General features: G+C 58.5%; 10 protein-coding genes. 6 read left to right on the top strand and 4 right to left on the bottom strand.

Annotated features, from left to right (window positions below; translation table 11 throughout):
- Positions 1-18: 18 nt before the first annotated feature.
- Positions 19-816, top strand: coding sequence for a ParA family protein (locus QPL98_RS14915; RefSeq protein ID WP_011784466.1), 798 nt, complete (start codon positions 19-21; stop codon positions 814-816).
- A gap of 10 nt (positions 817-826) precedes the next feature.
- Positions 827-1,168 carry a YqcC family protein gene (locus tag QPL98_RS14910; protein ID WP_022991712.1) on the top strand — a complete coding sequence of 114 codons (342 nt, stop codon included), beginning with the start codon at positions 827-829 and terminating at the stop codon, positions 1,166-1,168.
- Positions 1,169-1,184: 16 nt separating this feature from the next.
- On the opposite strand, the gene nadC is transcribed toward QPL98_RS14910, so the two are convergent.
- A complete protein-coding gene (gene nadC / locus QPL98_RS14905) occupies positions 1,185-2,024 on the bottom strand; it encodes a carboxylating nicotinate-nucleotide diphosphorylase (protein WP_303293526.1) in 840 nt (279 codons plus the stop codon).
- 223 nt (positions 2,025-2,247) lie between these two features.
- Here nadC and QPL98_RS14900 point away from each other — a divergent pair, with 223 nt between their 5' ends.
- The 4 genes from QPL98_RS14900 to QPL98_RS14885 all read left to right on the top strand — a co-directional run bounded on the left by QPL98_RS14900 (position 2,248) and on the right by QPL98_RS14885 (position 8,299).
- Complete coding sequence (locus QPL98_RS14900) at positions 2,248-4,548, top strand: DUF1631 domain-containing protein (RefSeq protein ID WP_303293525.1); 2,301 nt, start codon at positions 2,248-2,250, stop codon at positions 4,546-4,548.
- Between the two features lie 105 nt (positions 4,549-4,653).
- Complete coding sequence (gene ampD / locus QPL98_RS14895) at positions 4,654-5,265, top strand: 1,6-anhydro-N-acetylmuramyl-L-alanine amidase AmpD (protein WP_303293524.1); 612 nt, start codon at positions 4,654-4,656, stop codon at positions 5,263-5,265.
- A complete protein-coding gene (locus QPL98_RS14890; RefSeq protein WP_011784471.1) occupies positions 5,265-6,152 on the top strand; it encodes a histidine kinase in 888 nt (295 codons plus the stop codon). The genes ampD and QPL98_RS14890 overlap by 1 nt, the downstream gene beginning before the upstream one ends.
- 116 nt (positions 6,153-6,268) lie before the next feature.
- Positions 6,269-8,299 (top strand): methyl-accepting chemotaxis protein, encoded by a 2,031-nt coding sequence (locus tag QPL98_RS14885; protein WP_303293523.1) that lies wholly within the window; start codon positions 6,269-6,271, stop codon positions 8,297-8,299.
- Between the two features lie 27 nt (positions 8,300-8,326).
- On the opposite strand, the gene QPL98_RS14880 is transcribed toward QPL98_RS14885, so the two are convergent.
- Genes QPL98_RS14880 through QPL98_RS14870 form a run of 3 tightly spaced genes read right to left on the bottom strand, consistent with a single transcriptional unit; the run spans position 8,327 to position 12,649 of the window.
- The gene (locus QPL98_RS14880) at positions 8,327-8,884 is read right to left on the bottom strand and encodes a cob(I)yrinic acid a,c-diamide adenosyltransferase (protein ID WP_153741336.1); all 558 of its coding nucleotides are present in this window, start codon (positions 8,882-8,884) and stop codon (positions 8,327-8,329) included.
- A 23-nt stretch (positions 8,885-8,907) separates the two neighbouring features.
- Positions 8,908-9,792, bottom strand: a complete 885-nt coding sequence (locus QPL98_RS14875; RefSeq protein WP_153741337.1) for a ketopantoate reductase family protein — start codon at positions 9,790-9,792, stop codon at positions 8,908-8,910.
- 4 nt (positions 9,793-9,796) lie between these two features.
- Positions 9,797-12,649: a valine--tRNA ligase gene (locus tag QPL98_RS14870; RefSeq protein WP_153741338.1), complete on the bottom strand. Its 2,853-nt coding sequence runs from the start codon at positions 12,647-12,649 to the stop codon at positions 9,797-9,799.
- Positions 12,650-12,689: the final 40 nt, after the last annotated feature.

The following is a 12,689-nucleotide window of genomic DNA, read 5'->3' as shown; positions in this document are numbered from 1 at the left end:
GGCCATTGGAGAGACGACATGAGACGGGTTGTATTCAATCAGAAAGGTGGCGTTGGCAAGTCCAGTATCACCTGTAATCTGGCGGCCATCAGCGCCGCAAGAGGAAAGCGTACCCTGGTGGTGGATCTGGACCCACAGGGCAACTCCACCCACTACCTGCTGGGCAAGCCGGCGGCTGAACTGAAAGATACCGTTGCCGATCTGCTGGAGCAGACGGTCGCCTTCAGTGTCTTCAATCGTCGACCTGACGAGTTTGTACACGCCTCGTCGTTCGACAACCTGTACGTGTTGCCATCCAGCCCTGAGCTGGATTTTCTGGAACGCAAACTCGAAGCCAAGCACAAGATCTACAAGCTCAGGGAGTTCCTGAAAAAGCTCAGCGACAGTTTCGATGAGATCTATATCGATACCGCTCCGGCCCTGAATTTCTACACCCGTTCTGCCCTGATTGCTGCCCAGCGCTGCCTGATCCCGTTCGACTGCGATGATTTCTCCCGCCAGGCGCTCTACAACATCCTCCATGAAATCCGCGAATTGCAGGAGGATCATAATGAGGAGCTGGTTGTTGAGGGCATCATTGCAAACCAGTTCCAGCCAAGGGCGAGCCTGCCCAGGCAGTTGGTCCGGGAGCTGACGGAGGAGGGGTTGCCGGTGCTGCCGGTACGCCTGTCCAGTTCCGTCAAGATGAAAGAATCACACCAGAGTCGCCAACCGCTGATTCACATGGCTCCGAAACACACGCTCACACGCCAGTATGAGGATCTATACCGTGTGCTGCATGGGGAGTCTGTTGAGCTGGAGCCATTGGCAGACTGAGAGGAATCCCATGAGTGAAAAAGCACGCCACCTGGATCAGGTGACCGACGGTTTGCTGCAGATTGAAATTGAACTTCGGCAACTGGGTGTCTGGCAGACAGAAAGCCTGCCACCGGAGGCGTTCCAGAGTACGCAGCCGTTCTGCCTGGATACCATGGACTTCACCCAGTGGCTGCAGTTCGTGTTTCTTGAAAAAATGAAGGCGCTGGTGGAAGCCGGTCACGCGCTGCCAGAGGTATCTGGTATTGCGCCCATGGCAGAAGAGCATTTCCGTGGGCGTGAGCAGTCCGGCCGTGAGCTGATCTCAGCGCTTGAGGAGATGGATCGGCTGTTGTCCTCTGGCGGCCGCTGATTATTCCGGGACTGGATTACTCCAGGCGCATGGACAAATCGATGGCTCGTACGTCTTTGGTCAGTGCGCCAATAGAGATGTAATCCACGCCGGTTTCGGCAACGGGCACCAGCGTGTGCGCGTTGATGCCACCGGAAGCTTCAAGGCGGGCTTTTCCGGCATTCCGCTTTACCGCTTCAGCCATGTCGGCAAGCGAGAACTCGTCCAGCATGATGATGTCGGCCCCGGCCTCAAGAGCCTGGTCCAGTTCGTCGAGCGATTCGGTTTCCACTTCCACGGGTTTGCCTGGTGCAATGCGGTGCGCTTCGGCGACCGCATTGGCAATGGAGCCGCAGGCGGCAATGTGGTTTTCCTTGATCAGGAAGGCGTCCCAGAGCCCCAGCCGGTGATTGTCGCAGTCACCGCAAGTCACCGCGTATTTCTGGGCCAGTCGCAGCCCTGGCAGGGTTTTCCTGGTGTCCAGAAGGCGGACGTTGGTATGGGACACCCGGCGAGCGTAATGGGCACAGGCCGTTGCCACGCCAGACAGGGTCTGCAACCAGTTAAGAGCAGCTCGTTCAGCGGTCAGAAGCGAGCGGGCCGGGCCTTGCATGCGGAAAATCACGGCGTTGGCGGGTACGTCGTCGCCATCGTGAAACTGCCACTGAAGTGTTACTGAGGGATCCACCTGGCGAAAAACCTCCTCCACCCAGGCGCTTCCAGCCAGGCGGGCGTCTTCCCGGGTGATTACCCTTGCGGTTGCCAGTTTTTCGGCAGGAATCAGCTGGGCAGTGATGTCGCCATCGCCAATATCTTCCCGCAGACTCTGGGCAACGGATTCGATACGGGCCTGGCGCAGCAGTTCGGCAGAAATCATTGGGACGTCCGGAGGTTGTTGGTGGCTTGGAAAAGTGTGGAGGGCAATTCTACTGCCAGCGCTATCGATTCGCCAAATGGAGGTGTGAGCGGTCTGAAGTGTGATGCAGTTCCTGCTGACACAAAAGGTGACAAATTCTGACACAAGGTGACGACACTCGCCCGTATGATGTAATCCTATAAAGGTTTAAGTACCATCAGCTGTTCGATTCCGGAGCATCCACATGGCGCACGATAACAAGGTAGTCCGCTTGGCCGGTCAGAAGCCGGTGAGCCGGTTCTCGTTACCGGTAGAGCTGGTGCGACTGCGTGACACATCGGGTCAGTCACTCAAGGCGGTACTTGCCAGTTTTTTCGAACAGGCTGACGACAGTTTGTTTGCCCTCGCAGACCGGGCCGGCTCCAACCAGGACCAGACTGCCTACTTCGACGCCATGCGGGAGCTGCGACTGCGCCGGAAGGCAATGACAGTGTCAGTCCTGCAATACGTCAGCCAGGCCTTCAATGAGCTGGGTAAGTTCAAACCTGCCCGCTCCGGTGGTTCACTGGAAGAAGTGGACCAGGACTCCCTCAGCCTGGTGGATCACTCTGATCTTGAACAGCAGGTAGCGATAGATAACCTGACCAATCGCCTGCGGAATCGATACCAGGAGCCGGTAAGGATGTTGGCGGCCCGGATTCGCCATCTCGTTCCGCAACTGGATCTCTCAGACGACCAGATGCCTCTCAGCCCGGAAGTGATCTGCGGTGCCATCTCGGATGCCTGCACCGATCTGGACATTGATATCCGCGCCAAGCTGGTGGTTTTGAAGCTGTTTGAGCGACTGCTGGTGGACAAGCTCAGTGATTTCTACCAGGAATGCAACAAAACCCTGATCGCCGCCGGCGTGCTGCCTGACATGAAGCGGGCTCCGGTGGGTGGTGCTCAGGTAGCGCCGGGTCGCAGTGCGCCAAAGGCAGGCGGTTCGCCAGCGCCCGCCCAGGAAGCCCCGGCTGCCGAAGGTACTGCCCATAGCCATGGACCGTCGCCTACTTTCAGTGAGCTGAGTGCGCTGTTGCACCAGGGAGAGACCAGTAGTGCCGGTATGGCACAAACCGGCGCTGTTCTGGATACCGATCGTCTGATGGCGCGCCTGAACGAACTGCAGGGCGCAGCGCCGCAGGGTGAAGGCGACAATGTGGTGCCTTTGCGCCAGCAGTTACAGCCGCTGTTGCAGGGTCCGGAAGGGAAGCGATTCTCAGTAGGGCAGGTCGACAGTGATGTGATCAATCTGGTCTCAATGCTGTTTGATTTTATTCTCGAGGATCGTCAGTTGCATTCGGTCATGAAGGCGCTGATCGGGCGGCTACAGATTCCGGTGCTCAAGGTCGCACTCAGCGACAAGAACTTTTTCAATCGTGGTGGCCATCCGGTTCGCAAGCTCCTCAACGAACTTGCCCTGGCCGCCATTGGCTGGAGCGAGAAACGTGCCGGAATGCGTGATCCGCTTCGGGAAAAGATTGAGGAAGTGGTGGGTCGGGTGCTGACCGAATACACCGATCAGGTAGGGCTGTTCGAGGAATTGCTGAAGGACTTTGGTCACTTCATGGATCTGGATCGCCGGCGTCGCGAGCTGGTTGAGCAGCGCCTTCGGGATGCCGAGGAAGGACGCGCCCGGCAGGAGCGTGCCAGTCAGGCTGCTACCGATGTTATCCGTGAGCACACGGCAGGCCGGGACATTCCCGAGCCGGTTTTACAGGTGCTGAACGAGCCCTGGACCCGCTACCTGCAGTGGGTGGTGTTGCGCGAGGGTGAAGAAAGCGAGCGTTGGCTGCAGGCAAAGGCCATCAGCGAGCGGCTGGTGTGGAGTGTTGACCCGCGACCGGTGTCTTCTGATACCCGGGCGGAACTGTTGCGAATGATTCCAGAGGTGGTGGAAGAGCTCCGCAAGGCGCTTCAGGAGATCTCCTGGGATCCGTTTGCAACCGATGCGGCCATCCGGGACCTGGAGCTTGCCCATGTCGATGTTTTCCAGAAACTGGTGACCGCGCCGGTTGTTGAAGACAAGGCACCCACGATTGAGAATTTTGAGGTACCTGAAGCTCCGGCAGAGCCGGCGGAAACTCCCGAGCAATCGGAACCTGCGCCGGAGGTGATTGACGAGGTGACTGAACCTGCGTCAGTCAAGCCTGCTGAGATCTCAGCCGGCGTTGAGACGGCAGCCGTCGCCGAGGAATCCGCGGAGATCCAATCACCAGTAGCGTCGGCGGAATGGCTGGCGAAGGCGGACGGCCTGAGAGTTGGATCCTGGGTTGAAATGGCCAGAGACGAGACCAGGGTCCGTTGCAAGCTGGCCGCCTTCATCAAGGCCACCGGCAAGTACATCTTTGTTAACCGCAGTGGTGCGAAGGTGGCGGAATATCATAGGGATGACCTGGCGATTGCTCTGCAGGAGCAGGCGATCACCATGCTGGATGACGGCCTGATTTTTGATCGGGCACTGGAGTCCATCATCGACAACCTGCGTCATAACCGAAAAGACTGATCTCTGGTACTGAGTGCCCACGCAGGGCACCGGCGACGTCGTGGCATCCATGGGCGCTTTGTGATTCAATCATCTGCATGAGTCCCCTGCGCCGATGGAAACACGTTGTCTAGTATCCAGAACGATCATCACCCACACTCCCTGAAAGATGCGGCAGCACTTTTGCGTTCCAGTGGCCGGTTCCCCGGCGTGCGCTGGTGTCCGTCGCCCAATTTTGGTCCCCGCCCGGACGGTTCCTCTATCTCACTGCTGGTGGTTCACAACATCAGCCTGCCGCCGGAACAGTTTGGCGGCCCGCACATCGAGAATTTTTTCTGTAACTGTCTGGATACCGCTGCCCACCCCTATTTTGAAACGATCGCAGAGCTGAAGGTGTCTGCGCACGCGTTGGTTCGCCGGGATGGTTCCGTTATTCAGTTTGTCAGCTGTCTGGACAGGGCATGGCACGCTGGCCGTTCCAGTTTTCAGGGTAAGGAGGAGTGCAACGACTACTCCATTGGTATCGAGCTCGAAGGTGCGGATGACATTTCCTATACCGAGGATCAGTACCGTGCGCTGGCGCGTCTGGCGCGCCTCGTAATGACAGCCTGGCCGGAGATCACGCCGGGTCGCATTGCCGGCCACAGTGATATTGCGCCGGGCCGAAAAACCGACCCAGGGCCCGCGTTTGAGTGGTCTCGCTTCCAGGCACTGCTGTCGAACGAGGAGATGGCCTGATGTCGTTGGTTGTTTTTCTGATTGCGTACGTGATTCGCCGCAGGCTGGACCGCGCCGATCACCTGGCTGGCGATGAGGTCTGGCGTAACTGGTTTCATCGTTGGGGCCGGGTTGAAGCGGGTCAGGAGCGGTCAGTCTGGAGAGGTGCGCTGCTGGTTGTGTTACCTTCTCTGGCGCTCGCTGGCGCGTGGGCGCTGTCCAGTGAGGCGGGCTACCGCTATGCCCTGTATCCGCTTGAACTCGTGCTGATGGTGGTGCTGATGGGAGCGCCGGGCTGGCGCAAGGTGCTGCGAGCCTATTCCGATGCCTGGCGGCGCGGAGATATGCAGGCTGCCTGGCACCATGTTCAAGAGCGCCTGCCCGCCTCCGAAAGAGGAGCGGCGCTATCGCCAGAAGCCATGCACCTGTCGGTGTCGCGGGCGCTGATGGTCTCGGTTTTCGAGCGTTTCTTCCTGGTGGTTTTCTGGTATGCCGTCGGCGGCATAGCGCTGGCTTTTCTGGCTCGCGGGCTTGTAGCTCTGGCGGGCCAATGGCCGCAGGCGGCCGCGCGGGAACGCTATCAGCGGGCGGCCCGGCTTATCGGCTGGATTCCTTCCCGCTTGCTGTCATGCACATTCGGGCTCGCCGGTGACCTGGCCGGCTGGTCCCGGGAGATACGCAAGGTATTCCCGGGATTCGGGAAAAAGACCGCGGATGTGCTCATGATTTCCGCCAACGGGTCGTTAACTGGATATGCACTTGATCCTGCGCGCTTTTCGGAGTTACACCCGGAAGAGTGGCCCGATTTTGGCGGGCGGAGCCTCAGCGCTATAAGGGACCTCCTCAACCGGAGCATGCTGGTGTGGATATGTGCGTTTGCATTGCTGGTGATCGCAGGCATGGCCTAGCCGGAAAGCAAAAACGGATTACAGAATAACACTAAATAGTGATTAAGTTTTTCCGGCAACGGGCGATAATCAAACAAAAGAATAAAGATTCAGTTGTTAGAAGCAGCGAGGGCTCTGTGAACTATATAATCAATCCGGCTGTAGCACTGATGAATCGGCTGCCCATGGTTTACAAATTCAGCCTCATCAGCATTCTCTTTCTTGGTCCCATCATCGTGCTCTCCTGGTTGGTGATTTCCGGGCTTAACCAGTCGGTTCAGACCATGACCCGCGGCATTGAAGGTCTTGCAGAACTCCAGAAGGTGGAGCGCCTGCTGGTGGCGGCAATGGATTACCGTGACTATCAGGCCCCCGGCATTCTGAAAGACGAACAGCCCTTGCTCGAAAAAGCCAACGAGGCGGCCAGTCGCATGGATGCCCTGTTGGCAGATCTCGCCGAACCACAGCGTTCTTTTGACACCTCCGGCTCCTGGCAGGAGCAGATTCTGGCTGTAAGGGAAGAATGGGAGACGCTCAAAGCCAACGATAACTATCAGGGCAACATTGACCCTCAGTTCAAGTACTACCAGGAGTTTGTGCAGAAGGTGATGGCCTTGCTGCCGGCGACCATTGAAATCAGCGGATTGGGTCAGGATGCGTCCCGGGAAAACCTGCTGCTGTTAGGGCTGGTGGGTTCTGCGTTGCCTGAGTCTCGCACTGTTGTTGGCCGCGCCCGTTCATACGGTATTTTTGCGCTGGTGGAAGGTCAGGTGGGCTATGCACTCAGCGAAACCCTGAATGAAATCTACGATCAGTTGACCAACCGCAGTTCGCTGCTTTCGCCGGCCCTTTCCGTTGCTGTGGAGGCGTCGCCCCAGCTGGCAGAGAGTGCGAGCGGTGCGTTGACCCGCACGGAAGAGAGTCTGATGACAGTCCGTGATGAGCTGGATCTGAATGTCATCACGCCTATGCGCCTGGAGCTGCCCTGGCAGGAATTTGACGAGACCGTATCGGCGCAGATGGGATATTACGATACCCTCAGCGATCGTATCTTCGATGTGGTTGCCGGTAATCTTGAGGATCGCCTGGCTCGCCAGACCGGGCAGCGCACCCTGATTCTGGTGGCGCTGATTGCTGTGATGCTGGTGGTGGTCTACCTCTATGTGGGTTTCTTTATGTCTGTGCGGATTGCCATCAACCGGTTCAGCGAAGCTGCAAGAAATGTGGCCGCCGGCGATATGACCACCCATATCCGGTTGAACAACCGGGACGAACTGGGTGAGCTCACCTCTGAGTTCAACAACATGACCGATCGTATTGCTGAGCTTGTCCGGTCGGTGGGCTCTACAACAGCGGATGTTGATCAGCAGGCGGTCCGGGTGAATGACACCGCTTCGGCGAACAGTCAGGCCGTGGCCCGACAGATGGAAGAGACCGGTCAGATCAACGAGGCCATGGGCCAGATGGTGGAAGCGGTCAATGAAGTCACGGAGAGTGCGCACCGGGTGGCGGATAGTGCGGGGAATGCCGAGAAAGATACCGAGAAGGGTCGGGAAGTGGTGGCCGATACGGTGGCGACCATTAACCGGCTGGCTACGGAGATTGCAGGCGCCGTTGATGTCATCAACCGGGTGAGTGCGGACAGTGACAATATCAGTCAGGTTCTGGTTGAGATTAAAGCAATTGCCGAGCAGACCAACCTGCTGGCGCTGAACGCGGCCATCGAGGCAGCGAGGGCGGGAGAACAGGGGCGTGGCTTTGCGGTGGTGGCGGATGAGGTTCGTTCATTGTCTCAGCGTACCCACAAGTCCACTGAGGAAATTGAAGGCATGATCTCCCGGCTTCAGGGTGGTGTAAAAGAAGCGGTATCTGCCATGACCTCAAGTCACGATGCCACGGAGAAGACGGTACAGAAGTCTGGTGAAGTGACCGAAGCGCTGGATCGGATCGCCTCGGGCATTTCCGAGATCGTTGATATGAGCCACCAGATTGCCCAGGCGGCGGAGGAACAGTCGGCCGTGGCCAGGAACGTGAATGCCAACGTGGAGCGCATTGGCGAATTTGGCCAGAGCACTGCCTCCAACGCCGAAGAGACTCTGGCTTCGTCCAGACAGATGTCGGAGCTTACCGCGTCGCTTCAGCGCCTGGTGGAAGCATTCAAGGTGTAATCTGTGGTTGTTGTGAAAAATCCGGCCTCAGAGGCCGGATTTTTTTTGCTCCCAGAGAATCTCCTGGCTGCCATCCCGGCGAGCCAGCACCCGGGCGATGACAAACAGCAGATCGGATAACCGGTTCAGGTAGTGACGCGAGGCAGTATTGATGGAGTCCTCGTGGCCAAGGGCCACCACCACGCGCTCGGCCCGGCGACAGACCGCCCGTGCCAGATGACATTGTGCTGCGGCAGGGCAGCCCCCGGGCAGGATGAAGTTTTTTAGCGGCGGCAGGTCGGTGTTGTACTCGTCCAGAGTCTGCTCCAGCCACTCAATGTGATTGTCGCTGATCACCTTGCTGCCCGGGATGGCAAATTCGCCGCCCAGATCAAACAGGTGATGCTGAATGCGCCGGAAGGTATCGATCAGACTGTCACGAGAGGGAAGCGTCTCAATCAAAACGCCGATATGGCAATTCAGCTCATCGGCCATACCCATGGCTTCCACTCGCTGGGCATTTTTGGCGATACGGTTGCCATCGGCCAGGCCGGTAGAGCCGTCGTCTCCGGTTCGGGTGTAGATCTTCGACAGGCGATTGCCCATGGTCTTGCTCCCTCTGGTAAAAGTCAGTTCAGTTGTTGTACCTGTTCGGCGAGCATTTGGTTCACCTGTGCCGGTATGCCATGTTGATGGCCGAGCCGCGCCAGGTAACCGTTAATGAAGTCGATTTCCGTGGTTCTGCCTGCCTGTACATCAGCCCGCATGGAAGACGTGTTGGCGGCGGTTTTGCGGGCGACAGTCTCAATAGTCTCGCGCAGGTTTTCCGGGGGTTGTTGCGGTTGTCCGGCGGCAGGGAGCAGGCGGCTGATCTCCTCACACAAGGGGGCAATCCATTGCAGGTAAAACGGTTGTGTCAGAATCTCTCCGTTGGGGCAATCCAGAATGGCCGTAAAGGCGTTTATGCCGGCGTTGATCACCAGTTTTTGCCAGAGCCTTGCCAGTATGTCGTGTTCAGGGTGGACCATGAGGCCGCTGCTGGCGAGCTGTTGGGCAACCCATTCGACCGATGGGTCCCCCGCCGGGTTCAGGGCACCGACCCAGGTTGTGCCGCGGCCAGCGTGAACGGTCAGCCCGGGGGCGGGCCGGTTTGCGCCTTCGGTCGTGGATGCGGCCAGTACCGGCCGGTCCGGCCATGTTTCGGTGACCTGCTGCTGGCTCCCAAGCCCGTTTTGGAACAACACAATGGGAGTCTGTTTGGCAATGGAGGGCAGGGCCGCCTTGAGGGCTTCGAGAGTGTTGCCGGCTTTGGTCGTCACCAGGAGTAGATCAGGAGATTGGCCGGGTTGTAGCCAGGGAATAATGGTACTGCCTGATTCGCCGTCAATGGGCTGAAAGCGATAACAGACGGGGGCAGGGGCCTGCCCCGGACGGGGCACAAACGCTACCTGCCCGGCAGGTAGCGTTGCCGCCCAGAGCCGGCCCAGGGAGCCGGCACCGAGGATGGCGATCATGGCCTTACATGGCCTCGATTTCTGCCCGTTGCGCACTGAGCCGCTGCAGGCTGCCCTGGGCATCCTTCAGCTTCTCTTTTTCCTTCTCTACGACTTCGGCTGGTGCCTTGGCGGTGAACTTCTCGTTGTTCAGCTTGCCTTCCAGGCGACCGATTTCCTTGTTCAGGCGTTCCAGCTCCTTGTCCAGGCGCTTGAGTTCGGCGTCCTTGTCGATCAGGCCGGCCATGGGCACCAGCACTTCCATTTCGCCTACCAGTTGGGTGGCGCTCATGGGAGCTTTGTCGCCCTCGAACCATTCCAGCTTCTCAAGTTTGGCCAGGGAAATGAGGAATTGGCGGTTGTCGTTCAGGCGGCGCTGATCGTCGGCGTTGCCGCCTTTCAGAAGTACCGGTACCTGCTTACCAGGGGAGATGTTCATCTCGCCGCGGATATTACGCACCGCTACAATCACGCCTTTCAGCCACTCGATATCGGCGGCCACGGCCGCATCCTGCTTGCTGGCATCCGGCTGCGGGTAGGGCTGCAGCATGATGCTGTCGCCCTGCTTGCCGGCCAGCGGTGCAATGCGTTGCCAGATTTCTTCGGTAATGAACGGCATGATCGGATGCGCCAGGCGGAGTACGGCTTCGAGTACGCGTACCAGGGTACGACGGGTGCCCCGTTTGGCCTCGGCACTGGCGCTGTCATCGCTCAGGGCTGGTTTGGACAGTTCCAGGTACCAGTCGCAGTATTCGTTCCAGATGAACTCGTACAGGGCGTAGGCGGCCAGGTCAAAGCGGTACTGGTCCAGGTGACGGATCACCTCCTGCTCGCAGTGCTGCAGTTCGCTGATGATCCAGCGGTCTGCCAGTGACAGTTCCACCGGCTCATTGTTCACGCCGCAGTCTTCGCCTTCCGTGTTCATCAGCACATAGCGGGCGGCATTCCACAGCTTGTTGCAAAAGTTACGGTAGCCTTCCAGGCGCTTCATATCCCAGTTGATGTCACGGCCGGTGGTCGCCATGGCGGCGAGGGTGAAACGCAGGGCGTCAGTACCATGGGCGGCGATGCCTTCCGGAAATTCCTTCTCGGTGCGCTTGCCGATTTTCTCGGCAAGCTTGGGCTGCATCAGGTTGCCGGTGCGTTTTTCCAGCAGGTCCGGCAGGCTGATGCCGTCGATCATATCCAGCGGGTCGATCACGTTACCCTTGGACTTGGACATCTTGTCGCCGTGCTCGTCCCGGATCAGACCGGTGACATACACGGTATGGAAGGGTACCTGTGGGGTGCCGTCTTCGTTTTTCATGAAGTGCATGGTCATCATGATCATCCGGGCAACCCAGAAGAAGATGATATCGAAACCGGTCACCAGCACGTCGGTGGGGTGGAACGTCTTCAGCCGTTCGGTGATTTCCGGCCAGCCCAGAGTGCCGAAGGTCCACAGGGCGGAGCTGAACCAGGTGTCCAGTACATCGTCGTCCTGCTTGAGTTCCAGTGTGTCCGGGAGCTGATGTTTGCTGCGAACCTCAGCCTCGCTCCGGCCCACATAGATATTGCCTTCAGCGTCGTACCAGGCAGGAATCCGGTGCCCCCACCAGAGCTGGCGGGAGATGCACCAGTCCTGGATGTCGCGCATCCAGGCGAAGTACATGTTCTCGTACTGTTTGGGTACGAACTGGATGCGACCGTCTTCTACCGCTTCAATAGCCGGCTTGGCCAGAGTCTTGGCGTCGGCAAACCACTGATCCGTCAGCATCGGCTCGATAATCAGCCCGGAGCGATCGCCGCGGGGTACGCTCAGCACGTGGTCTTCGATTTTCTCGACCAGGCCTGCCAGTTCCATGTCGGCAACAATCTGCTTGCGGGCTGCTTCCCGGCTCAGGCCGGCATAGGCGGCCGGGAGGGCGCTGTTAATCTCGGAATTTTCGGTGCCGTCCGCATTGAAGACTTCGGCGATTTCACGAATGTTGGCGTCCTGCGTCATGACGTTGATCATGGGCAGGTTGTTGCGTTTGCCTACGGCGTAATCGTTGAAGTCGTGAGCGGGGGTGATCTTCACGCAGCCGGAACCTTTTTCCGGATCGGCGTGGTGGTCAGCCACGATGGGAATGCGGCGGTTAACCAGCGGCAGCAGAACGTGCTGGCCAATCAGATGCTGGTAGCGCTCATCCTCCGGGTGCACGGCTACGGCGGTGTCACCCAGCATGGTTTCCGGGCGGGTGGTGGCGACGATGACGTAGTCTTTGCCGTCCTGGGTTTTCTGGCCGTCGGCCAGCGGGTAGCGCAGGTGCCAGAAATAGCCCTTTTCTTCCTTGTTTTCGACTTCCAGATCAGAGATGGCGGTGTGCAGCTTCGGATCCCAGTTCACCAGCCGTTTGCCGCGGTACACCAGGCCTTCATCGTACAGGCGGATAAAGACTTCCTGTACGGCTTTGTAGAAGCCATCGTCCATGGTGAAGCGTTCGTTGCTCCAGTCCACGGAGTTGCCCAGGCGACGCATCTGGCGGGTGATGGTACCGCCGGAGTGTTCTTTCCAGTCCCAGATGCGCTTGATGAATTCTTCCCGGCCGAGATCGTGGCGGGTTTTGTCTTCTTCTGCAGCCAGTTTGCGTTCGACGACCATCTGGGTGGCGATGCCGGCATGATCGGTGCCGACGGTCCACAGTGCGTTACGGCCCTGCATGCGCTTGAAGCGGGTGAGGGTGTCCATGATGGTGTGTTGGAAGGCGTGGCCCATGTGCAGACTGCCGGTCACGTTGGGTGGCGGGATGGCGATGCTATAGGAGTCGCCTTCGCCGCTGGGGCGGAAATAGCCTTTGGATTCCCAGTTTTCGTACCACTGGCGCTCGATGTTTTCTGGCTGGTAGGTTTTTTCCATGGGATTATGCAGTGACCGTTTTGGTTGATTCACATAGGGA

This window comes from Marinobacter sp. ST-43 (assembly GCF_030541085.1).
GTDB lineage: Bacteria > Pseudomonadota > Gammaproteobacteria > Pseudomonadales > Oleiphilaceae > Marinobacter > Marinobacter nauticus.
This window is presented reverse-complemented; position numbering and strand designations above follow the sequence as displayed.